Annotated in this window: 24 protein-coding genes, 2 rRNA genes and 2 other annotated features (1 of these 28 only partly in view); all 26 genes read left to right on the forward strand. The window is 38.7% G+C overall.

Features of this window, described 5'->3' with window-relative positions; all coding sequences use genetic code 11:
• Window positions 1-2,389 (forward strand): 23S ribosomal RNA (locus PSR14_RS00500) (it extends 534 nt beyond the left edge of the window).
• A 48-nt stretch (window positions 2,390-2,437) separates the two neighbouring features.
• A 5S ribosomal RNA gene (rrf, locus tag PSR14_RS00505) occupies window positions 2,438-2,553 on the forward strand.
• A 206-nt stretch (window positions 2,554-2,759) separates the two neighbouring features.
• Window positions 2,760-3,221, forward strand: coding sequence for a transcriptional regulator CtsR (gene ctsR / locus PSR14_RS00510; RefSeq protein WP_001244563.1), 462 nt, complete (start codon window positions 2,760-2,762; stop codon window positions 3,219-3,221).
• 173 nt (window positions 3,222-3,394) lie between these two features.
• Window positions 3,395-3,943, forward strand: a complete 549-nt coding sequence (locus PSR14_RS00515; RefSeq protein WP_000128381.1) for a UvrB/UvrC motif-containing protein — start codon at window positions 3,395-3,397, stop codon at window positions 3,941-3,943.
• A gap of 4 nt (window positions 3,944-3,947) precedes the next feature.
• Complete coding sequence (locus PSR14_RS00520) at window positions 3,948-5,012, forward strand: protein arginine kinase (protein ID WP_000050825.1); 1,065 nt, start codon at window positions 3,948-3,950, stop codon at window positions 5,010-5,012.
• Between the two features lie 22 nt (window positions 5,013-5,034).
• A complete protein-coding gene (gene clpC, locus PSR14_RS00525; protein ID WP_000971179.1) occupies window positions 5,035-7,470 on the forward strand; it encodes an ATP-dependent protease ATP-binding subunit ClpC in 2,436 nt (811 codons plus the stop codon).
• A 96-nt stretch (window positions 7,471-7,566) separates the two neighbouring features.
• Entirely contained in the window at window positions 7,567-8,943 is a 1,377-nt protein-coding gene (gene radA, locus PSR14_RS00530) for a DNA repair protein RadA (protein WP_001085212.1), read from the forward strand.
• Window positions 8,944-8,946: 3 nt separating this feature from the next.
• Entirely contained in the window at window positions 8,947-10,020 is a 1,074-nt protein-coding gene (gene disA, locus PSR14_RS00535) for a DNA integrity scanning diadenylate cyclase DisA (protein ID WP_000392171.1), read from the forward strand.
• 160 nt (window positions 10,021-10,180) lie between these two features.
• Complete coding sequence (locus tag PSR14_RS00540; protein WP_000919684.1) at window positions 10,181-11,290, forward strand: PIN/TRAM domain-containing protein; 1,110 nt, start codon at window positions 10,181-10,183, stop codon at window positions 11,288-11,290.
• Window positions 11,291-11,306: 16 nt separating this feature from the next.
• A complete protein-coding gene (ispD, locus tag PSR14_RS00545; RefSeq protein ID WP_000288304.1) occupies window positions 11,307-11,987 on the forward strand; it encodes a 2-C-methyl-D-erythritol 4-phosphate cytidylyltransferase in 681 nt (226 codons plus the stop codon).
• Window positions 11,988-12,102: 115 nt separating this feature from the next.
• Window positions 12,103-12,579, forward strand: a complete 477-nt coding sequence (ispF, locus tag PSR14_RS00550) for a 2-C-methyl-D-erythritol 2,4-cyclodiphosphate synthase (RefSeq protein WP_000488386.1) — start codon at window positions 12,103-12,105, stop codon at window positions 12,577-12,579.
• 89 nt (window positions 12,580-12,668) lie between these two features.
• The gene (gltX, locus tag PSR14_RS00555) at window positions 12,669-14,126 is read left to right on the forward strand and encodes a glutamate--tRNA ligase (protein ID WP_000415154.1); all 1,458 of its coding nucleotides are present in this window, start codon (window positions 12,669-12,671) and stop codon (window positions 14,124-14,126) included.
• A gap of 47 nt (window positions 14,127-14,173) precedes the next feature.
• Window positions 14,174-14,418: a binding site (T-box leader), on the forward strand.
• 138 nt (window positions 14,419-14,556) lie between these two features.
• The gene (cysE, locus tag PSR14_RS00560) at window positions 14,557-15,222 is read left to right on the forward strand and encodes a serine O-acetyltransferase (protein ID WP_000476500.1); all 666 of its coding nucleotides are present in this window, start codon (window positions 14,557-14,559) and stop codon (window positions 15,220-15,222) included.
• Window positions 15,203-16,600, forward strand: a complete 1,398-nt coding sequence (gene cysS / locus PSR14_RS00565) for a cysteine--tRNA ligase (RefSeq protein ID WP_000152257.1) — start codon at window positions 15,203-15,205, stop codon at window positions 16,598-16,600. The genes cysE and cysS overlap by 20 nt, the downstream gene beginning before the upstream one ends.
• Window positions 16,601-16,602: 2 nt before the next feature.
• Window positions 16,603-17,010, forward strand: a complete 408-nt coding sequence (locus tag PSR14_RS00570; RefSeq protein WP_000564261.1) for a Mini-ribonuclease 3 — start codon at window positions 16,603-16,605, stop codon at window positions 17,008-17,010.
• Entirely contained in the window at window positions 17,007-17,750 is a 744-nt protein-coding gene (rlmB, locus tag PSR14_RS00575) for a 23S rRNA (guanosine(2251)-2'-O)-methyltransferase RlmB (protein ID WP_000093759.1), read from the forward strand. Before PSR14_RS00570 ends, rlmB begins: the two co-directional genes overlap by 4 nt.
• 3 nt (window positions 17,751-17,753) lie before the next feature.
• A complete protein-coding gene (locus tag PSR14_RS00580) occupies window positions 17,754-18,266 on the forward strand; it encodes an NYN domain-containing protein (RefSeq protein WP_000997883.1) in 513 nt (170 codons plus the stop codon).
• 67 nt (window positions 18,267-18,333) lie between these two features.
• A complete protein-coding gene (locus tag PSR14_RS00585; RefSeq protein ID WP_098487238.1) occupies window positions 18,334-18,990 on the forward strand; it encodes an RNA polymerase factor sigma-70 in 657 nt (218 codons plus the stop codon).
• A gap of 131 nt (window positions 18,991-19,121) precedes the next feature.
• Window positions 19,122-19,268 carry a 50S ribosomal protein L33 gene (gene rpmG, locus PSR14_RS00590; protein WP_002070160.1) on the forward strand — a complete coding sequence of 49 codons (147 nt, stop codon included), beginning with the start codon at window positions 19,122-19,124 and terminating at the stop codon, window positions 19,266-19,268.
• Window positions 19,269-19,300: 32 nt separating this feature from the next.
• Complete coding sequence (gene secE, locus PSR14_RS00595) at window positions 19,301-19,480, forward strand: preprotein translocase subunit SecE (RefSeq protein ID WP_001241320.1); 180 nt, start codon at window positions 19,301-19,303, stop codon at window positions 19,478-19,480.
• 120 nt (window positions 19,481-19,600) lie between these two features.
• The gene (nusG, locus tag PSR14_RS00600) at window positions 19,601-20,134 is read left to right on the forward strand and encodes a transcription termination/antitermination protein NusG (RefSeq protein ID WP_000415794.1); all 534 of its coding nucleotides are present in this window, start codon (window positions 19,601-19,603) and stop codon (window positions 20,132-20,134) included.
• Between the two features lie 167 nt (window positions 20,135-20,301).
• Window positions 20,302-20,727 carry a 50S ribosomal protein L11 gene (rplK, locus tag PSR14_RS00605; protein WP_001085872.1) on the forward strand — a complete coding sequence of 142 codons (426 nt, stop codon included), beginning with the start codon at window positions 20,302-20,304 and terminating at the stop codon, window positions 20,725-20,727.
• Between the two features lie 177 nt (window positions 20,728-20,904).
• On the forward strand, window positions 20,905-21,597 hold the full coding sequence (gene rplA / locus PSR14_RS00610) for a 50S ribosomal protein L1 (protein WP_002020168.1): 693 nt from the start codon (window positions 20,905-20,907) through the stop codon (window positions 21,595-21,597).
• A gap of 49 nt (window positions 21,598-21,646) precedes the next feature.
• Window positions 21,647-21,790, forward strand: a sequence feature (ribosomal protein L10 leader region).
• Window positions 21,791-21,829: 39 nt separating this feature from the next.
• Complete coding sequence (gene rplJ / locus PSR14_RS00615; protein WP_000048716.1) at window positions 21,830-22,330, forward strand: 50S ribosomal protein L10; 501 nt, start codon at window positions 21,830-21,832, stop codon at window positions 22,328-22,330.
• Between the two features lie 67 nt (window positions 22,331-22,397).
• The gene (rplL, locus tag PSR14_RS00620) at window positions 22,398-22,757 is read left to right on the forward strand and encodes a 50S ribosomal protein L7/L12 (RefSeq protein WP_000159736.1); all 360 of its coding nucleotides are present in this window, start codon (window positions 22,398-22,400) and stop codon (window positions 22,755-22,757) included.
• A gap of 76 nt (window positions 22,758-22,833) precedes the next feature.
• Entirely contained in the window at window positions 22,834-23,433 is a 600-nt protein-coding gene (locus PSR14_RS00625; protein WP_098487237.1) for a class I SAM-dependent methyltransferase, read from the forward strand.
• The last annotated feature ends 252 nt before the right edge of the window (window positions 23,434-23,685 follow it).

Here is a 23,685-nt window from a genome sequence, read left to right on the forward strand (position 1 = left end):
GGAAGGGGAGTGAAAGAGATCCTGAAACCGTGTGCCTACAAATAGTCAGAGCCCGTTAACGGGTGATGGCGTGCCTTTTGTAGAATGAACCGGCGAGTTACGATCCCGTGCGAGGTTAAGCTGAAGAGGCGGAGCCGCAGCGAAAGCGAGTCTGAATAGGGCGTTTAGTACGTGGTCGTAGACCCGAAACCAGGTGATCTACCCATGTCCAGGGTGAAGTTCAGGTAACACTGAATGGAGGCCCGAACCCACGCACGTTGAAAAGTGCGGGGATGAGGTGTGGGTAGCGGAGAAATTCCAATCGAACCTGGAGATAGCTGGTTCTCCCCGAAATAGCTTTAGGGCTAGCCTTAAGTGTAAGAGTCTTGGAGGTAGAGCACTGATTGGACTAGGGGTCCTCATCGGATTACCGAATTCAGTCAAACTCCGAATGCCAATGACTTATCCTTAGGAGTCAGACTGCGAGTGATAAGATCCGTAGTCAAAAGGGAAACAGCCCAGACCGCCAGCTAAGGTCCCAAAGTGTGTATTAAGTGGAAAAGGATGTGGAGTTGCTTAGACAACTAGGATGTTGGCTTAGAAGCAGCCACCATTTAAAGAGTGCGTAATAGCTCACTAGTCGAGTGACTCTGCGCCGAAAATGTACCGGGGCTAAATACACCACCGAAGCTGCGGATTGATACCGAATGGTATCAGTGGTAGGGGAGCGTTCTAAGGACAGTGAAGTCAGACCGGAAGGACTGGTGGAGTGCTTAGAAGTGAGAATGCCGGTATGAGTAGCGAAAGACGGGTGAGAATCCCGTCCACCGAATGCCTAAGGTTTCCTGAGGAAGGCTCGTCCGCTCAGGGTTAGTCAGGACCTAAGCCGAGGCCGACAGGCGTAGGCGATGGACAACAGGTTGATATTCCTGTACCACCTCTTTATCGTTTGAGCAATGGAGGGACGCAGAAGGATAGAAGAAGCGTGCGATTGGTTGTGCACGTCCAAGCAGTTAGGCTGATAAGTAGGCAAATCCGCTTATCGTAAAGGCTGAGCTGTGATGGGGAAGCTCCTTATGGAGCGAAGTCTTTGATTCCCCGCTGCCAAGAAAAGCTTCTAGCGAGATAAAAGGTGCCTGTACCGCAAACCGACACAGGTAGGCGAGGAGAGAATCCTAAGGTGTGCGAGAGAACTCTGGTTAAGGAACTCGGCAAAATGACCCCGTAACTTCGGGAGAAGGGGTGCTTTCTTAACGGAAAGCCGCAGTGAATAGGCCCAAGCGACTGTTTAGCAAAAACACAGCTCTCTGCGAAGCCGTAAGGCGAAGTATAGGGGGTGACACCTGCCCGGTGCTGGAAGGTTAAGGAGAGGGGTTAGCGTAAGCGAAGCTCTGAACTGAAGCCCCAGTAAACGGCGGCCGTAACTATAACGGTCCTAAGGTAGCGAAATTCCTTGTCGGGTAAGTTCCGACCCGCACGAAAGGTGTAACGATTTGGGCACTGTCTCAACCAGAGACTCGGTGAAATTATAGTACCTGTGAAGATGCAGGTTACCCGCGACAGGACGGAAAGACCCCGTGGAGCTTTACTGTAGCCTGATATTGAATTTTGGTACAGTTTGTACAGGATAGGCGGGAGCCTTTGAAACCGGAGCGCTAGCTTCGGTGGAGGCGCTGGTGGGATACCGCCCTGACTGTATTGAAATTCTAACCTACGGGTCTTATCGACCCGGGAGACAGTGTCAGGTGGGCAGTTTGACTGGGGCGGTCGCCTCCTAAAGTGTAACGGAGGCGCCCAAAGGTTCCCTCAGAATGGTTGGAAATCATTCGTAGAGTGCAAAGGCATAAGGGAGCTTGACTGCGAGACCTACAAGTCGAGCAGGGACGAAAGTCGGGCTTAGTGATCCGGTGGTTCCGCATGGAAGGGCCATCGCTCAACGGATAAAAGCTACCCCGGGGATAACAGGCTTATCTCCCCCAAGAGTCCACATCGACGGGGAGGTTTGGCACCTCGATGTCGGCTCATCGCATCCTGGGGCTGTAGTCGGTCCCAAGGGTTGGGCTGTTCGCCCATTAAAGCGGTACGCGAGCTGGGTTCAGAACGTCGTGAGACAGTTCGGTCCCTATCCGTCGTGGGCGTAGGAAATTTGAGAGGAGCTGTCCTTAGTACGAGAGGACCGGGATGGACGCACCGCTGGTGTACCAGTTGTTCTGCCAAGGGCATAGCTGGGTAGCTATGTGCGGAAGGGATAAGTGCTGAAAGCATCTAAGCATGAAGCCCCCCTCAAGATGAGATTTCCCATAGCGTAAGCTAGTAAGATCCCTGAAAGATGATCAGGTTGATAGGTTCGAGGTGGAAGCATGGTGACATGTGGAGCTGACGAATACTAATAGATCGAGGACTTAACCATATAATATGTAGCAATGTTATCTAGTTTTGAAGGAATATGCCTTCATAGTTTGGTGATGATGGCAGAGAGGTCACACCCGTTCCCATACCGAACACGGAAGTTAAGCTCTCTAGCGCCGATGGTAGTTGGGACCTTGTCCCTGTGAGAGTAGGACGTCGCCAAGCAACTAAGCACGAGTCAAATGACTCGTGTTTTTTCGTGTTTTCTTTTATAATCCATAGTAATAAAAAATGTATTTAAATAATTATTATTTTGATTAAATACAGGGGAATGTGGCTAGGATAGTAAATAAGCAAAAGAGTTGCAAATTTTATTAATACGTATATAATTAAAGTCAAAGATAGTCAAAGTCAATAAAGGTGGCGGATAAATGAGAAATATATCTGATATCATTGAGCAATATCTAAAGCAAGTTATTGACTTAAGTAATAATAATGTGATTGAAATCAAGAGAAATGAGATTGCGGATCGATTCGAGTGCGTACCATCTCAAATCAATTATGTGATCAATACCCGTTTTACGTTAGAAAGAGGATTTGTAGTAGAAAGTAAACGTGGTGGAGGAGGTTACATTCGCATTATAAAAGTCAAACTGCATGACGATATAGACATTATTGATCAAATGCTTCATATGATTGATCATAGCGTTGCGCAAGGAAATGCAGAGAGTATGATTATACGTTTAATAGAAGAGGGAATCATAACGAATCGTGAAGCTAAACTTATGTTAAGCGTACTAGATCGTTCTGTATTATCAATGGATGTTCCTTCTCGAGATGAACTTAGGGCTCGAATATTATGCGCAATGTTAAGAACACTGAAATATAAATAAATACAGCTTTTGTAAAAGAATAATAACTAAAAGATAAGGCAGTTAAATATTGTAGAAGTTTTGAAAAAAGAACACGCACTTTTATGTAAACGAATAAAGGAAAGTGAACAGTCTAGTAATGTATGAAAAGTACTATGAGATAGATCGTTCCTGTTGTAAAGGTGGGGATAGTGATGACTTGTCAAAACTGTAATATAAGACCAGCAACTTTACATTATACAAAAGTAATTAACGAAAAGAAGGCGGAAGTTCATCTTTGTGAGCAATGTGCAGAACAAAGTGGCTATACGTCTTTCTTTCAATCATCGCAGTCTAACTTTTCATTCCATGATTTATTTGCTGGGTTATTACACGGTGAATCAACAATGTTTGAAGAAGAAAAAAGCGGATTTTCGAACACAAATATATTAAGATGTCCAAATTGTAAAATGACATATGAGCAACTTACAAAGGTAGGACGCTTTGGATGTGCTTCTTGTTACGATACATTTAAGGAACATTTAAAGCCGTTATTAAAACGTCTTCACGGCGGGCATACAGATCATTGTGGAAAAATTCCGAAGCGTATAGAAGGAAATATTCACTTAAAGAAAGAATTAGATGAACTAAAACTCATTCTGAAACAATACGTACAGAAAGAGGAATTTGAGAAAGCTGCTGGAGTAAGGGATAAAATTAGAAATATTGAAACTCAGCTTAGTGAGCATAGAGAGGGGGAATAGTTCTATGTCACTGGACAAAATTATGAATGAAGCGATTAGTCCATGGATGAAGGGAGATGGCCCTGATTCTGATATTGTTTTAAGTAGTCGAATTCGTTTGGCTCGTAATTTTAAAAAATATCAATTCTCTACTATGCAAAACGAAGAAGAAGCTAAACAGATTCAAGAATTATTTAAAAAGGAATTTATAAATAAAACAGTAGAACCTTTTGGAGAGTTTGAACTATTAAAAATGAATGAATTAACGCCTCTTCAAAGGAGAGTATTAGTTGAAAAGCATTTAATTAGTCCCAACCTTGCAGGAACAGAATATGGAGCGTGTCTATTGTCAGAAAACGAACATATTAGTGTTATGCTGAATGAAGAAGACCATATTCGGATTCAGTGCTTATTTTCAGGATTGCAGTTATCAGAGGCACTTCAAAGTGCCAATCAAATAGATAATTGGATTGAGAAAGAGGTTGAATATGCTTTTGATGAATCACTTGGATATATTACGAGCTGCCCTACTAACGTTGGTACAGGACTTAGGGCTTCCGTAATGATCCATTTACCAGGGCTCGTTTTAACGAAAAGAATTAGCCGTATTATACAAGTAATTCAAAAATTAGGGTTAGTAGTAAGAGGAATATACGGTGAAGGTAGCGAAGCGTTAGGTAATATATTTCAAGTGTCAAACCAAATGACGCTAGGAAAATCTGAAGAAGATATTATTGCAGATTTAAAGAGTGTCATTCAACAAATCATACAGCAAGAAAAGATGGCTAGAGAATTAATTGTACAAAATTCAAGTATTGAGCTTGAAGATAAAGTTTATCGCTCTTATGGCATACTAGCCAACAGTCGTTTAATTCAATCTGCGGAAGCAGCAAATTGCTTATCAGATTTACGACTTGGTATTGATTTAGGATATATAAAAGGTATATCGAGAAATATTTTGACTGAGCTAATGGTTCTTACACAACCAGGCATTTTACAACAATATGCGGGAGGACCTTTAGGGCCAGAAGAAAGAGATTATCGAAGAGCAACCTTAATCCGTGAGCGATTACGTATTGAAAAAAACTAAGCGCAAGTAGGAGGCGATTTCTATGATGTTTGGAAGATTTACAGAAAGAGCACAGAAAGTATTAGCTTTATCTCAAGAGGAAGCGATTCGTATTGGGCATAACAATATTGGAACAGAACATATTTTACTTGGGCTTGTACGCGAAGGTGAAGGAATTGCAGCAAAAGCGTTGATTGCTCTTGGATTAAGCCCGGAGAAAGTTCAAAAAGAAGTAGAAGCGTTAATTGGACGCGGAACAGAAGCTTCTCAAACCGTACATTATACACCGCGTGCTAAAAAGGTTATTGAGCTGTCTATGGATGAAGCTCGTAAATTAGGTCATTCTTACGTTGGAACAGAACATATTTTACTTGGTTTAATCCGCGAGGGTGAAGGGGTAGCAGCACGTGTTTTAAATAACTTAGGTGTTAGCTTAAATAAGGCAAGACAACAAGTATTGCAACTTCTTGGAAGTAATGAAGCAAGTTCAGGTCATCAAGGTGGTTCTTCAACAAATGCAAATACACCAACACTTGATAGCTTAGCACGTGATTTAACAGTTGTTGCACGTGAAAATCGTTTAGACCCTGTTATTGGACGTGGTAAAGAAATTCAACGTGTAATTGAAGTTTTAAGCCGTAGAACGAAAAACAATCCTGTATTAATTGGGGAGCCTGGTGTAGGTAAAACGGCAATTGCAGAAGGATTAGCACAACAAATCGTAAATAATGAAGTTCCTGAAACTTTAAGAGATAAGCGTGTTATGACACTAGATATGGGTACAGTGGTAGCCGGAACGAAATACCGTGGTGAATTTGAAGACCGTTTGAAGAAAGTAATGGATGAAATCCGCCAAGCAGGAAATATCATTCTATTTATTGATGAACTTCATACATTAATTGGTGCAGGTGGAGCAGAAGGTGCTATTGACGCATCGAACATTTTAAAACCATCTTTAGCTCGTGGGGAATTACAATGTATTGGAGCGACAACGTTAGATGAATATCGCAAATATATTGAAAAAGATGCAGCTTTAGAGAGACGTTTCCAACCAATTCACGTTGATGAGCCAAGTTTAGATGAATCAACTCAAATTTTGAAAGGTTTACGCGATCGTTATGAGGCACATCACCGCGTATCTATTACAGATGATGCAATTGATGCAGCTGTAAAGCTTTCAGATCGTTATATTACAGATCGTTTCTTACCAGATAAAGCAATTGATTTAATTGATGAAGCTGCTTCAAAGGTTCGCTTACGCTCTTATACAACACCACCAAATCTAAAAGAGCTTGAAGTGAAGCTTGAGGAAATTAGAAAAGAAAAAGATGCAGCTGTACAAAGTCAAGAGTTTGAAAAAGCTGCTTCCTTACGTGATATGGAACAACGTTTACGTGAGAAGTTAGAAGATACGAAGCGTCAATGGAAAGAGCAACAAGGAAAAGAAAACTCAGAAGTGACAGTAGAAGATATTGCAAATGTTGTTTCTACGTGGACTCGTATCCCGGTTTCTAAGCTTGCACAAACAGAGACTGATAAATTATTAAACTTAGAATCGATTCTTCACGATCGTGTTATTGGTCAAGATGAAGCGGTAGTAGCTGTGGCGAAAGCTGTTCGTCGTGCTAGAGCAGGTTTGAAAGATCCGAAACGTCCGATTGGTTCATTTATTTTCTTAGGACCAACAGGTGTAGGTAAAACGGAGCTAGCAAGAGCGTTGGCAGAATCTATGTTCGGTGATGAGGATGCAATGATTCGCATCGATATGTCTGAGTACATGGAGAAGCATTCTACTTCTCGTTTAGTTGGATCTCCTCCAGGATATGTTGGATATGAAGAAGGTGGACAATTAACAGAAAAGGTTCGCCGTAAGCCATATTCAGTTGTCTTATTAGATGAAGTAGAGAAAGCTCATCCTGATGTGTTTAACATTTTACTACAAGTATTAGAAGATGGTCGCTTAACAGATTCTAAAGGGCGTACAGTTGATTTCCGTAATACAATTGTTATTATGACATCTAACGTTGGTGCAGAAGCGTTAAAACGTAATAAACATCTTGGATTTAACGTACAAGATGAGAGCCGCGATTATTCAGATATGAAAGGTAAAGTAATGGATGAACTGAAAAAGGCATTCCGTCCAGAATTCTTAAACCGTATTGATGAAATTATCGTGTTCCATATGCTTGAGAAAAAACATATTCAAGAGATTGTAACACTTATGGTAAATCAGTTAGTAAATCGCTTAAAAGAGCAAGAAATTGAATTGCATTTAACAGAAGGAGCGATTTCGGCTATTGCTGATAAAGGGTTTGACCGAGAGTACGGTGCTCGTCCGCTTCGTAGAGCAATTCAGAAACATGTAGAAGATAGACTATCGGAAGAACTTTTAAAAGGTGCTATTGAGAAAGGACAAAAAGTTATCTTTGATGTTGAAGGAGAATCATTTGTCATTCATAGTGCTGAAAAGGTAAAATAAGTATAGACAAACTAAGAGGGCTACGAGATAGCCCTCTTTCTTGTACGATAAGGATAAATTGTTTATAGATGAAAGTGAAGTGAGATATAAAACGATATGGCTAAAAAGAAAACAAAATTCACATGTCAAGAGTGTGGGTATCAGTCACCAAAATATATGGGGAAATGCCCTGGATGTGGTCAATGGAATACGCTTGTTGAAGAGATGGAACCGGTTGTATCATCAAGGCGCCTTAATTATGCGAATGCAATTCAAACAGAAGTAACAAAACCAAGACGTCTAACAGAAGTGGAAACAAAGTCTGAGGCGCGTATTGAAACAAAATTTCAAGAATTTAACCGTGTACTTGGTGGCGGGATTGTAGATGGATCCTTAGTACTGATTGGTGGAGACCCCGGGATTGGAAAATCAACGTTACTATTACAAATATCATCACAATTAGCGGATTCTTCATATGATGTCCTATATATATCGGGTGAAGAATCAGCAAAACAGATTAAACTGCGTGCGGATCGTTTACATGTAAATGGTAGTAATCTATTTGTTGTATCAGAGACGGACTTACAGCGAATTGCAACACATATTGAAGAGGTGAACCCAGCCTTTGTTGTTATTGATTCTATTCAAACAATACATCTACCTGAAGTAACATCAGCACCGGGAAGTGTGGCACAAGTTCGTGAATGTACAGCGGAATTAATGAAACTTGCAAAAACGAAAGGAATCCCTATTTTTATCGTTGGACATGTGACAAAAGAGGGAGCGATTGCAGGACCTCGTATGTTAGAACATATGGTCGATGCAGTTCTTTACTTTGAAGGAGACCGTCATCATACATACCGCATTTTGCGAGCAGTAAAGAATCGTTTTGGTTCTACGAATGAAATGGGTATTTTTGAAATGAAAGAGCTTGGCCTTGCAGAAGTATTAAACCCTTCTGAAATTTTTCTTGAGGAAAGACCAGTTGGGGTTGCAGGATCAACAGTGGTTGCCTCAATGGAAGGAACAAGACCAGTTTTAGTAGAAATACAAGCATTAATTTCCCCTACTAGTTTTGGAAACCCTCGAAGAATGGCAACGGGAATTGATCATAACCGTGTATCGCTTATTATGGCAGTGCTAGAAAAAAGAACAGGCTTATTATTGCAAAATCAGGATGCATATTTAAAAGTAGCAGGTGGTTTGAAGTTAGATGAACCAGCAATTGATTTAGCTGTCGCTTTAAGTATAGCTTCAAGTTTTAGAGATAAATCTACGGCACCAACCGATGCAGTAATAGGAGAAGTAGGATTAACTGGAGAAATAAGAAGGGTATCAAGAATTGAACAACGTGTACAAGAAGCAGCTAAATTAGGATTTCAACGCGCTATTATTCCTAGAAAAAATTTGGGAGGATGGACAATTCCAGATGGGATTGAGGTAGTTGGTGTATCTAATTTAGGAGAAGCACTTCGTTTGACATTAGGAGGCTAGGCTATGGAAGAAAACAAGCAACGTGTCAAAAGTATGATTAATATTTTACAACTTGTGGCCCCGGGAACACCACTGCGCGAAGGGATAGATAATGTACTTCGCGCACAAACAGGGGGATTAATTGTTCTTGGATATAATGAGCAGATTAAAAGTATTGTTGATGGAGGTTTTCATATTAATTGTGCATTCTCTCCAGCTAGTTTATATGAATTAGCAAAAATGGATGGGGCACTTATTTTAAATGAAACGGGAAGTAAAATTTTGATTTCGAACGCACAGTTAGTTCCAGAGTCATCTATTGACTCTATTGAGACAGGTATGCGCCACCGAACGGCGGAGCGTGTAGCAAAGCAGACAGGCAGCCTTGTCGTGGCTATTTCACAAAGACGTAACGTAATTACGCTATATCAAGGGAATTTACGTTATACACTAAAAGATATAGGCGTTATTTTAACAAAGGCGAATCAAGCTATCCAAACGTTAGAAAAATATAAGGCTGTATGGAATGATGGGATTACGAATTTGGGCATTCTAGAATTTGAAGAGGTTGTTACAATGTCCGAGGTAGTCCATGTTTTACATAGTGTTGAAATGGTACTACGTATTAAAAATGAAATATTGAGCTATATTCATGAATTGGGAACAGAAGGTAGGTTAATTCGTTTACAACTTACGGAACTATTAGCCGACTTAGAAGCAGAGGCAGCGCTATTAATTAAAGATTACTATCAAGAAAAAACACAAGACCATCATCAAATTTTGAAAAAGTTACAAGAACTTGCGAATACACAACTTCTAGAGGACAGTGATTTAGTTAAATTGCTTGGATACCCAGGACAAACGAGTTTAGAAGAAAGTGTGACGCCGAGAGGATACCGAATCACAAGCAAAATTTCGCGTGTTCCACCACTTATCATTGAAAATTTAATTAATCGATTTAAAACTTTGCAAGGTGTTTGTCGTGCAACTATTAATGAATTAGATGATGTGGAAGGAATTGGAGAAGTCAGGGCGAAGAAAATACGAGAAGGCCTAAAAAGAATTCAAGAGCATCTCTATATGAGTAGACACAATTAAGAATATTACATTGATTCCATAATATAACGACACTAGAACATTTTTGGTATATGATATGATATATTGGTAAATAAAACTATTTATAAAAAAACACGTCCGCTTTTGCATTCGGCGTTTTGATTAGCGAAACAATGGTTAATAATGAGTAGGAGGTGGTTGGATGTTAAAACGGATTGTACAGCTCTTCTTTTTAGTAATCGGGGGAGCGTTAGGGATTTACTTAATCCCAAAAGTTATTAATGTATTAGACATCGGTGCCGTTCCTTTATTGGAAGGATCGTATGTTCGTGCAATTATTGGTGCAATTATTTTATTTTTAACAACATTTTGGCTTGTAGATTATATTGTTCAACTTATTAAGCATATTGAAGAGGCTCTTGTAAAAGCGCCTGTAGCAGATGTTTTGTTTGGTACATTAGGTTTAATCTCTGGGCTTATTGTTGCGTATTTAATTTTAATACCAATTCGTGAATTTACAATTCCAGTTATTAGTACAGTGTTGCAAGTGTTCTTTACTCTTTTACTAGGATATTTAGGATTCCAAGTAGGGTTTAAAAAGAGGAATGAATTGCTAGGATTATTTACATTACCACAACGTGGGAAGAAGAAAAATAATAATAGTGAGAATGAAGAACCAGAAAATGAGGTAGAAGAATCTTTAGCGCATTGGAAAATTCTCGATACAAGTGTAATTATCGATGGACGTATTGCTGATATTTGCCAAACAAAGTTTTTAGAAGGAACAATTGTCATTCCGCAATTCGTGTTAGAAGAACTTCAGCACATTGCCGATTCTTCTGATGCTTTAAAACGTAATCGTGGTCGCAGAGGATTAGATATTTTAAATCGTATTCAAAAAGAGATGCCGATCCCGGTAGAAATTTATGAAGGCGATTTCGATGATATTCAGGAAGTGGATAGCAAACTTGTAAAGTTGGCGAAAATCACTGGTGGAACGGTAGTAACGAATGACTTCAACTTAAACAAAGTCTCTGAATTACAAGGGGTAACGGTGTTAAACATTAATGATTTAGCTAATGCAATTAAACCTGTTGTACTCCCAGGTGAAGAATTAAGTGTGTATGTTGTAAAAGATGGAAAAGAACAAAATCAAGGTGTAGCATATTTAGATGACGGCACGATGATTGTAGTAGAAGATGGTAGAGAATATGTAGGCTCACAACTCGATGTACTCGTTACGAGTGTGTTACAAACGTCGGCTGGGCGCATGATTTTTGCCAAACGTAAATTATTAGAAAAAGCATTATAAGTAGAGGATTATTAATATGTATACATTAATTATTCCAGCAGCTGGTCAAGGAAAGCGGATGGGTGCTGGCAAAAATAAGTTGTTCTTACTTATTAATGAAGTACCGATTATTGTGCATACGTTACGTGCTTTCGAACAGGATAAAGCATGTAAAAATATTATTATGGCAATTAACGAAGAAGAGCGTCCGTATTTTGAAGAGTTAATGCAAAAGTATCCGGTTGCAAAGCCAGTACAATTTATTCAAGGTGGAGCTGAAAGACAAGATAGTGTATATAATGCGATTCAGCATACAAGTGATGTTGAGTATGTTCTTGTACATGACGGTGCGCGCCCGTTCGTAACGAATAAAGTGATCCAAGATGTATTAACTGCAGCAGAAAAATATGGAGCTTCCATTTGTGCGGTGCCAGTGAAAGATACTGTTAAGAAAGTAGAGCAGGGTGTTGTTGTCGAAACGGTAGAAAGATCTCAACTTAAAGCTGTTCAAACACCGCAAGGGTTCTCTGTTTCTCTTTTGTTAGAAGCTCATAGAAGTGCGAAGCAGAGTTGTTTCCTTGGTACAGATGATGCAAGTCTCGTAGAACGTATCGGGAAGCAAGTAGGTGTAGTAGAGGGGAGTTACTATAATATTAAAGTGACGACCCCAGAGGATTTACTAATTGCTGAAAGTTTTCTTCACGTTCAAAAGAAATGATAGCAATGATTATAGCGAAGAGAAGCTCGGCAAAGGCCGGGCTTTTCTTTATAAGGATAGCGATATAATATAGAATCATAAAGCTCAGTAGTTTAGCTCGAGGAGGATGTAAAAAATGTTTCGAATTGGACAAGGTTTTGATGTGCATGAATTCGCGGAAGGTAGACCGTTAATTATTGGCGGAATTACAATTCCACATGAGAAAGGATTAATCGGTCACTCTGATGCAGATGTATTGTTACATACAATCGCGGATGCGTGTTTAGGTGCAATTGCAGCAGGAGATATTGGGAAACATTTTCCTGATACAGACCCTGCCTTTAAAGATGCTGATTCAGCTGTATTATTGCAAAAGGTTTGGGAGTTTGTGCGTGAACAAGGTTATGAATTAGGGAATTTAGATTGTACAATTATTGCTCAAAAGCCAAAAATGGCACCACATATTGAAAGTATGCGCAAACGCATTAGTGAGCTATTAGAAACGTCTATCGATAATATCAATGTAAAGGCAACAACAACAGAAAAATTAGGATTTACAGGTAGAGAAGAAGGAATTGCTTCTCAAGCAGTTGTTTTATTACAGAAAAAATAATGGTTTTTAATTCGTAAGATGGATAATCACATTTTTTTGGTGTACAATTATAGAATGTGTTGACATTAAGAATGGAAGGTGTACCAATTATGGAAAAGCAAGTGAGAGTGCGCTATGCGCCAAGTCCAACAGGACACTTACATATCGGAAATGCGCGTACGGCATTATTTAATTATTTATTTGCTCGTCATCAAGATGGTAAGTTTATTATTCGTATTGAAGATACTGATGTAAAACGTAATGTTGCTGGTGGAGAAGAAAGCCAATTAAAATACTTGAAATGGCTCGGTATGGACTGGGATGAAGGTGTTGATGTTGGTGGTGAATTTGGACCATATCGTCAAACAGAGCGTTTAGATATTTATAAAAAGTTATATGAAGATTTATTAGAGCGTGGTTTAGCTTACAAATGTTATATGACAGAAGAAGAGCTAGAAGCAGAACGCGAAGGGCAAATTGCTCGTGGTGAAACACCTCGTTACGCAGGTAACCACCGTGATTTAACTGAAGCGCAAGTGAAAGAATTTGAAGCTGAGGGACGTATTCCAAGTATTCGTTTCCGCGTACCAGCTGACCGTGATTACACATTTAAAGATATTGTAAAAGATGAAGTTGCATTCCATTCAAATGATTTCGGTGATTTCGTTATCGTGAAAAAAGATGGAATTCCAACTTATAACTTTGCAGTAGCAGTAGATGATCACTTAATGGAAATTACACACGTACTTCGTGGTGATGACCATATTTCAAACACGCCAAAACAAATGATGATTTATGAAGCTTTCGGTTGGGATATTCCGCAATTCGGTCATATGACTTTAATTGTAAATGAAAGCCGTAAAAAATTAAGTAAGCGTGATGAATCTATTATTCAATTTATTGAGCAATATAAAGAGCTTGGATATCTTCCAGAAGCAATCTTTAACTTTATTGCACTACTAGGTTGGTCGCCAGTAGGAGAAGAAGAAATCTTCTCTCAAGAAGAGTTTATCAAAATGTTTGATGCAGCTCGTTTATCAAAATCACCTGCATTATTTGATTCTCAAAAACTAAAATGGATGAACAACCAATATATGAAAAAGCAAGATTTAGATACGGTGGTAGAATTAAGCTTACCGCATTTAGTGAAGGCTGGACGTATAGGTGAAACTTTAAGTGAACAAGAACAAGCTTGGATTCGTGATGTAATTGCGTTATATCATGAACAAATGAGCTTTGGAGCTGAAATTGTAGAGCTTTCTGAAATGTTCTTCAAAGATCATGTTGATTATGAAGAAGAAGGACAAGAAGTATTAAAAGGTGAACAAGTACCAGAAGTACTTCGTGCATTTGCTGGTCAAGTAGAAGCACTAGAAGCTATGGAACCGGCAGCTATTAAGGCGGCTATTAAAGCAGTTCAAAAGGAAACAGGTCATAAAGGTAAAAACTTATTTATGCCAATCCGTGTTGCAACTACTGGTCAAACACACGGTCCAGAGCTTCCTAATGCTATTGCACTTCTTGGAAAAGAAAAAGTTTTAAATCGTCTTCAAAAAGTAATTGGTTAACATTTTCTAGGTTTAGAAATATAATAAGTATACTTAAAACCTAATAAGGAAAAGCGACGAGAAGGAGAAGTAGAAAATCAGGCTTTTTACAGAGAGAACCACCTTAGGCTGGAAGTGGTTTATAAGCGGATTTTTGAAATGCCCCTTCGAGTCTTCTGCTGAACAGCAAATTGTTTTGCGAAACGTCTTAGGACGTAAAGTAAGCAGAAGCGGTGTACACCGTTATCAGAGATGAGTTTGAGGCTTTTTTAGCCTAAACAGAGTGGAACCGCGCTTATAAGGCGTCTCTGTCAATATGACAGAGACGCCTTTTTTTATACCGTAAAATTGGGTATGAGTATAAGTTTTATCCACGTGTATAAAGATTTAGGGGGATAAGTAGGGAGTTAGTTCACTCGAAAAAGCAGCCCATAAAGGGGAGGGAACGTCGATGTTTAAGAGGCTTCGGGAAGATATTGAAGTCGTTTTTGAACAGGATCCAGCGGCAAGAAGTTATTTCGAAGTCATTTTGACTTACTCTGGATTACATGCAGTTTGGGCCCATCGAATTGCACATGCTTTTTATAAAAAGAATTTCTTCTTTATTGCACGTTGGATCTCACAAGTTAGTCGTTTCTTTACTGGCATTGAGATTCATCCAGGAGCAACAATTGGTCGTCGTTTTTTCATTGACCATGGAATGGGAGTTGTAATTGGAGAAACGTGCGAAATTGGTGATAATGTAACGATCTATCAAGGAGTTACATTAGGTGGTACGGGTAAAGAAAAGGGAAAGAGGCACCCTACAATTCAGGATAATGTATTAATTGCCACAGGTGCTAAAGTACTGGGTTCTATTACAGTTGGAGAGAATTCTAAAATTGGAGCAGGTTCTGTCGTATTAAAAGAAGTCCCTGCACATTCTACAGTTGTAGGTATACCTGGCCGAGTCGTTATTCAAAATGGCGTAAAGATTGGTCAAGAATTGAATCATTCCGACCTTCCAGACCCAATTTTTGATAAATTAAAGGTCATGGAAGTAGAACTTGATAAATTGAAAAAACAACTTGAAGTAAAGGTAGAAAGGAAGGATAAAAATGACTATTCACATTTATAATACGTTAACACGTCAAAAGGAAGAGTTTATTCCATTAGAAGAAAATAAGGTAAAGATGTATGTATGCGGACCTACAGTTTATAACTATATTCACATCGGGAACGCAAGACCACCTATGGTATTTGATACAGTGCGCCGTTATTTAGAATATAAAGGATACGATGTGCAGTATGTATCTAACTTTACTGACGTAGATGATAAATTAATTAAAGCGGCAAATGAATTAGGTGAAGATGTGCCGACAATTGCGGACCGTTTCGTGGAAGCATATTTTGAAGATGTAACGGCACTAGGTTGCAAACATGCAACAGTTCATCCGCGTGTAACAGAAAATATGGATATCATTATTGAATTTATTCAAGAACTTGTGAATAAAGGATATGCATATGAATCAGAAGGGGATGTGTACTTTAGAACGAAGGAATTCGAAGGGTACGGTAAGTTATCACATCAACCGATCGCGGACTTACGTCACGGTGCGCGTATTGAAGTAGGAGAAAAGAAACAAGACCCTCTTGATTTTGCACTATGGAAAGCTGCGAAAGAAGGAGAAATCTTCTGGGAAAGCCCTTGGGGTCAAGGTCGCCCAGGCTGGCATATCGAGTGCTCGGCAATGGCGCGTAAATACTTAGGGGATACAATTGATATTCACGCTGGTGGTCAAGACTTGGCATTTCCTCATCACGAGAATGAAATCGCGCAGTCTGAGGCGTTAACAGGAAAAACATTTGCACGTTATTGGATGCACAATGGATATATTAATATTAATAATGAGAAAATGTCTAAGTCACTTGGGAACTTCATTTTAGTTCACGATATCATTAAGCAATATGATCCGCAGTTAATTAGATTCTTTATGCTATCAGTACACTACCGTCACCCAATTAATTTCAGTGAAGAGTTATTACGAAGCACAAATAACGGACTGGAAAGAATTAAAACAGCTTACGGTAATTTAAAACACCGTATGGAAAGTAGTACGGATTTAACAGATCATGATGAGAAGTGGTTAGCTGACCTGAAAAAATTCCAAACTGCATTTGAAGAAGCGATGAATGATGACTTCAATACTGCCAATGCAATCACTGAGTTATATAATGTAGCAAATCATGCAAATCAATATTTACTGGAAGAACATACGTCTACAGTGGTAATTGAAGCATACGTAAAACAGCTTGAAACATTATTTGATATTCTAGGGTTAGAATTAGCGCAAGAAGAGTTACTAGATGAAGAAATTGAAGCGCTTATTCAAAAACGTATTGAAGCTCGTAAAAATCGTGATTTTGCATTATCAGATCAAATTCGCGATGATTTAAAAGATCGTAATATTATTTTAGAAGATACCGCTCAAGGTACAAGATGGAAAAGAGGATAAGAATGATTGATGCAAAGCAATTAAACAGCTTAGCGTTAGCATATATGGGTGATGCGGTATATGAACAATATATCCGCTATCACCTACTTCAAAAAGGGAAGGTTCGTCCTAATCAGTTGCATCGATTAGGGACAAGCTTTGTTTCGGCAAAAGCACAGGCGAAAGTTGTTTATCATTTATTAGAGACAGCGTTTTTAACTGAGGAAGAAGAGGCAGTACTAAGAAGAGGGCGTAATGCAAATTCAGGTACTGTTCCGAAAAATACAGATGTACAAACATATCGACATAGTACAGCCTTTGAAGCGTTAATTGGCTATCATCACTTATTAAATAATCGTGAAAGATTAGACGAAATTGTATATAAGGCAATTGCTGTTCTAGAAGAAAAGGAAGGGGGCACATCATCATGAGTAGTGAATATATTATCGGACGTAACCCTGTAATTGAAGCGTTACGATCAGGGAGAGATATTAATAAAATTTGGATCGCAGAAGGTGCTGCCAAAGGACAAGTACAAATTGTACTAGCACTAGCGAAAGAAAATAAAATTATTTTGCAACATGCACCAAAAAAGAAGTTAGATCAATTAGTTGAGGGGAACCATCAAGGTGTAATTGCTCAAGTGGCCGCATATCAATATGCTGAGCTAGAAGATCTATTCAAAGTAGCAGAGAAGCGTAATGAAGATCCATTCTTCTTAATTTTAGATGAAATTGAAGACCCGCATAACCTCGGTTCTATTATGCGTACTGCGGACGCGACAGGAGCTCATGGAATTATAATTCCGAAAAGAAGAGCTGTGGGACTTACTGCATCAGTTGCGAAAGCATCTACTGGGGCAATTGAATATATTCCTGTTGCACGTGTAACGAATTTATCTCGTACAATCGATGAATTAAAAGAACGTGGACTTTGGATTGCTGGTACAGATGCAAAAGGAAAAACGGATTACCGTAATTTAGATGGTAAAATGCCAATTGGATTAGTAATTGGAAGTGAAGGAAAAGGTATGAGTCGTATTATTGGTGAAAAATGTGATTTCTTAATTACTTTACCGATGGTTGGTAAAGTTACATCCTTAAATGCTTCAGTGGCCGCAAGTTTGTTAATGTATGAGGTATATCGTAAACGTAACGAAATTGGTAAATAAAAAATGAACGATATTTTAATCGTTGACGGTTACAACATTATTGGAGCTTGGGGAGACTTGAAAAAACTACGGGATGTAGATTTGCAATCATCAAGAGATGCACTGATTGATAAGATGGCGGATTACCAAGGTTACACAGGTACAAAGGTAATGATCGTTTTTGATGCTTATACAGTCCACGGTATTGAAAAAAAGATGAAACAATCACGTGTGGAAGTTATATTCACGAGGAAGAATCAAACTGCAGATGAAAAGATAGAGCAACTTGCAATTGAGCTTAGAAATATAAATACGCAAATATATGTTGCGACTTCTGATTATACGGAACAATGGGTTATATTTGCTCAAGGTGCGCTCCGGAAATCTGCGCGGGAATTAGAGTTGGAAGTACAAGCGATGGAGCAACAAGTAAGAAGGCGTACACAAGACACAAAAGAAAAGCAACCTGCTATGCGAAAGATATTTAGTAAAGATATTACAGAAAAGTTAGAAAAATTAAGAAGAGGAGAGCGTTGAAGCATTGACGCTCTTTGTCTTTTTACTGTATAATATTTCTAAATAAATAGCGGTCGGAGGGATCAAGGTGGAAGCAGGCTTCGTAAGTGTAGGCGACGTTACATTTCGTGATTTAGAAGATGAGGCAATCGTTGAGTTAGTTCGAAAAGGTAATACTGACGCTCTAGAATATTTGATTCACAAATATAAGAACTTTGTTCGCGCGAAATCGAGATCTTATTTCTTAGTGGGTGCCGATCGAGAAGATATTGTTCAAGAAGGTATGATTGGATTGTTTAAAGCGATCCGTGATTATAAAGAGGACAAGCTGTCTTCATTCAAAGCATTTGCTGAACTGTGTATCACTCGACAAATTATTACCGCTATTAAAACAGCAACCAGGCAAAAACATATTCCGTTAAATTCATATGTGTCTTTAGATAAACCGATTTATGACGAGGAATCTGATCGGACATTATTAGATGTTATTTCGGAAGCGAAGGTAACTGATCCTGAAGAAATGATTATAAGTCAGGAAGAATATACCGACATAGAATCTAAAATATCTGAATTATTAAGCGATTTAGAAAAGAAAGTGCTTTCTTTATATCTAGACGGTCGTTCTTATCAAGAGATTTCGGAACAGTTAAATAGACATGTGAAATCTATTGATAACGCTTTACAGAGAGTGAAGCGGAAATTGGAACGATATATGGAAATGAGAGAGAGTACCACTTCAAATTAATAACAAGAGCTACAGGTGTAAAAAATCACCTGTTTTCTTTTTGTAGCGAGTACAAAAGGCATGTCATTGACATTGTCTTTTATTGTATGATACATTTTTAGGGACATAATGTTACAAGGTTGGTGTAACTAATGAGGAAAAAAGTTGTACTCTCATGTGAAGAGTGTAAAAATCGAAACTACTCTACGATGAAAGATACGAGCTCAGTAGAGCGACTTGAAATAAAGAAATTTTGTAAAACATGCAATCAGCATACAGTTCACAAGGAAACAAAATAAATAATTGAAATAATACACTGGAGGTCCCGTAGATGCGTTTAACGAACTTTTTCGGCGATGTAGGTCGCGAAATGAAAAAAGTAAGTTGGCCTAAAAAAGATGAATTACTCCGTTCAACAGCGACTGTTATCGCTACAGTTGTCTTCTTTGCGATTTTCTTCGCAGTAGTTGATATGGGCATTTCTTCTTTAATTCGGTTAATTCTTGAATAAGAAGCACTTATCCATGATATAATGTTATTTATAAGAACTGTGTAAAAGCCCGGTGAACGGGTTTTTTCATTTGCGCAAAAAAATGTACGTCAGGGAGGGAAGGACGCTCGTCCTAAATGAATGGAAAAAAGTTGGTATGTTGTCCATACTTATTCTGGATATGAAAATAAAGTAAAAGCAAACCTAGAGAAACGTGTAGAATCAATGGGTATGCAAGATAAAATTTTCCGTGTTGTTGTCCCGGAAGAAGTAGAAGTAGAAATGAAAAACGGTAAAGAAAAATTAATGAAAAGAAAAGTGTTCCCAGGTTATGTATTAGTAGAATTAATCATGACTGATGACTCTTGGTATGTTGTACGTAACACGCCAGGTGTAACTGGGTTCGTTGGTTCTTCTGGTTCTGGATCTAAACCATCACCTCTATTAGAAGAGGAAGTTGTTACCATTATGAAACATATGGGAATGGACAACGAAGTGGTTGATTTCGACTTTGAACTTCATGAGACAGTACGTGTAAATGAGGGACCATTCGCAGATTATACAGGTGCTATCGAAGAAATTGATGTGGAGAAGAAGAAGGTTAGTGTGCTTGTGGACATGTTTGGTCGCGAGACTCCAGTTGAACTTGACTTCCATCAAATTGAAAAATTATAAAATGAAACTTGAAATGAATTGTAAAAAGTGATAATATCTTTTAAGTCAGTACGTCTTCGTTATCGGAGACGTTTTTTGAAAGATTTTATCCTTAGAGATAAAATATGACGTGGGAGGGCAAATCACTGTCCAATTGACCACATCACGGACTTAAGGAGGTGTGTCTCGTGGCTAAAAAGGTAATTAAAATGGTAAAGCTTCAAATTCCTGCAGGTAAAGCTAACCCAGCTCCACCAGTTGGTCCAGCATTAGGACAAGCAGGTGTTAACATCATGGGCTTCTGTAAAGAGTTTAACGCTCGTACAGCAGATCAAGCTGGTCTTATCATCCCTGTTGAAATTACGGTATTTGAGGACCGTTCATTCACTTTCATTACTAAAACTCCTCCTGCTGCTGTTCTTCTTAAGAAAGTAGCTGGTATTGAGTCTGGTTCTGGTGAACCAAACCGTAATAAAGTGGCAACTGTTAAGCGTGATAAAGTACGCGAAATCGCTGAAACTAAAATGCCTGACCTAAACGCTGCTAGCGTAGAAGCTGCAATGCGTATGGTTGAAGGTACTGCACGCAGTATGGGCATCGTTATCGAAGACTAATTCGATTTGTTTTTTAAAAAAGGTTGCGGGTCTGGAATTCCAATTCGCAACCTTTATTATCGTAAATGATTATCGTTTTTAAATAAATGGGTGGCGCGCATCCTCAGGTTATACCTGAAAATAAGCGTAAACGTGGGAGGTTATTCCGCTAAAACCACATTCGAGGAGGAAATAAAAATGGCTAAAAGAGGTAAAAAGTACGTAGAAGCTGCAAAGCTTGTTGATCGTGCAGCTGCTTACTCTGCAACAGAAGCAGTAGAATTAGTAAAGAAAACAAACACAGCTAAATTTGATGCAACTGTAGAAGCTGCATTCCGTTTAGGTGTTGACCCTAAGAAAGCTGACCAACAAATCCGTGGTGCAGTTGTTCTTCCACACGGTACTGGTAAAGTACAACGTGTATTAGTGTTCGCTAAAGGTGAAAAAGCTAAAGAAGCTGAAGCTGCTGGAGCTGACTTCGTAGGCGATGCTGATTACATCGGTAAAATCCAACAAGGTTGGTTCGATTTCGATGTAGTAGTAGCAACTCCTGACATGATGGGTGAAGTTGGTAAACTTGGTCGCGTATTAGGACCTAAAGGTTTAATGCCAAACCCTAAAACTGGAACAGTTACTTTCGATGTAACTAAAGCTGTTAACGAAATCAAAGCTGGTAAAGTTGAATACCGCGTTGATAAAGCTGGTAACATCCACGTTCCAATCGGTAAAGTATCTTTCGAAGATGCTAAATTAGTAGAAAACTTCAGAACAATCGCTGACACTTTACAAAAAGTTAAGCCAGCTGCTGCAAAAGGTACTTACATGAAGAACGTAACAGTTGCTTCTACAATGGGACCTGGCGTACGTGTAGACGTTTCTACATTAGCGTAAATTTTGGAAGTTGACTTCATAAAGAAGTTTTAATATAATCATTTATGTTGTGAATTTAATTAGTGTACCGTAGACAGTAGGTGTCAATAGACTTAATTTCCTACCTAGGTGTTAATATACGAAGCGGAATTTTTTTCTGTGACTATATGCCTCCATGTCTACAAGTTGGGCATGGAGGTTTTTAGTGCACTTTCGGTACATCTTCTATATAATCTACAGGAGGTGTAATAACATGAGCAAAGTAATCGAAACTAAACAACAAGTTGTAACTGAAATCGCGGACAAACTTCGCGCTAGTAAATCTACAATCGTTGTTGACTACCGTGGTTTAACAGTTTCTGAAGCAACAGAATTACGTAAGCAATTACGTGAAGCTGGCGTTGAGTTCAAAGTTTACAAAAACTCTCTAACTCGTCGTGCTGCAGAATCTGCTGAAATGGCTGAGTTAAATGAATTCTTAACAGGACCAAACGCAATCGCGTTCAGTAACGAGGATGTAGTTGCTCCTGCGAAAGTATTAAACGACTTCGCTAAAGATCATGAAGCTTTAGAAATTAAAGCAGGCGTAATCGAAGGTAAACTTGTAACACTTGATGAGGTTAAAGCTATCGCTACTCTTCCATCACGTGAAGGCTTACTTTCTATGCTTCTTAGCGTTCTTCAAGCTCCAATCCGTAACCTTGCACTTGCTACTAAAGCAGTTGCAGACCAAAAGGAAGAGCAAGGCGCTTAATTTTTTAAAAGATAATTACGTATTATCGATAAAACAATACAAACCTATTTAAGGGAGGATATTTACAATGACTAAAGAACAAATCATTGAAGCAGTTAAATCTATGACTGTATTAGAACTTAACGACTTAGTAAAAGCTATCGAGGAAGAATTCGGCGTAACTGCTGCTGCTCCTGTAGCTGTTGCTGGTGGCGCTGGAGAAGCTGCTGCTGAGAAAACTGAATTTGATGTGGAACTAACTAGCGCTGGTGCACAAAAAATCAAAGTTATCAAAGTTGTTCGTGAAATCACTGGTCTTGGCTTAAAAGAAGCTAAAGAATTAGTTGACAACACTCCAAAAGTAATCAAAGAAGCTGCTGCTAAAGAAGAAGCTGAAGAAATCAAAGCTAAACTTGAAGAAGTTGGCGCTGCTGTAGAAGTTAAGTAATTAACTTTTGATGCTTTAAAAAAAGCTCGCTCTCATGCGAGCTTTTTTTTTAACTGTAAAGAAAAGAGGTGGCCATATGGCAGACCATTATTTTTCTAATGACCCTTCTAGTAAAAGTGATCGTAAGCGATGGAAATTTACGCTTCGTGGATCTCAATTTACTTTCTTATCTGACCGTGGGGTGTTCTCGAAAAACGAAGTGGACTTTGGTTCTCGTCTTTTAATTGAAGCGTTTCAAGTGCCAGATATTAAAGGTGACATATTAGACGTAGGTTGTGGATATGGACCAATTGGTTTATCGTTGGCGAAAGAGTTTCAAGACCGTAAAGTTCACATGGTGGATGTGAATGAAAGGGCACTTGAGCTTGCGAAAGAAAATGCCGCTAACAATAGAATTGGAAATGTGCACATTTTTCAAAGTAGCGTCTATGAAAATGTAGATGGTATGTATGCTGCTATTCTATCTAATCCTCCAATTCGTGCAGGTAAAGATATCGTGCATGAGATTTTAGAAAAAGCTATAGAACATTTAGTTCCAGGTGGGGAGTTGTGGATTGTTATTCAAAAGAAACAAGGTGCACCATCTGCGCTGAAGAAACTAGAAGAAGTATTTTCTGAAGTCGAAGTTGTAGAAAAGAAAAAAGGATATTATATCATAAAATCAAAAAAACGTTGACGGTTATTTTTGGCTATGTTAACATTATACAATGCCAATATATGATTTTCTGCGTTGAGAAAGATGTATATTTTTGTTTCTCTTGGAAAAGATAGTAAAATCAGCAGATTATGAAACAGAATGATGGTTTTCTTATAGAAGCCATTTTTCTTTTTTGAACAGGTAGAAAGACTCAACGTATTTATCTTTAAGAGAAAAAGACTACGCTAAATAGCAGTAGTTGTATTTATTTGTGATTTTGCACAAATTTTT

The organism is Bacillus sp. A01H (assembly GCF_045277205.1).
In the GTDB taxonomy this organism is placed as follows: Bacteria; Bacillota; Bacilli; order Bacillales; family Bacillaceae_G; genus Bacillus_A; species Bacillus_A paranthracis.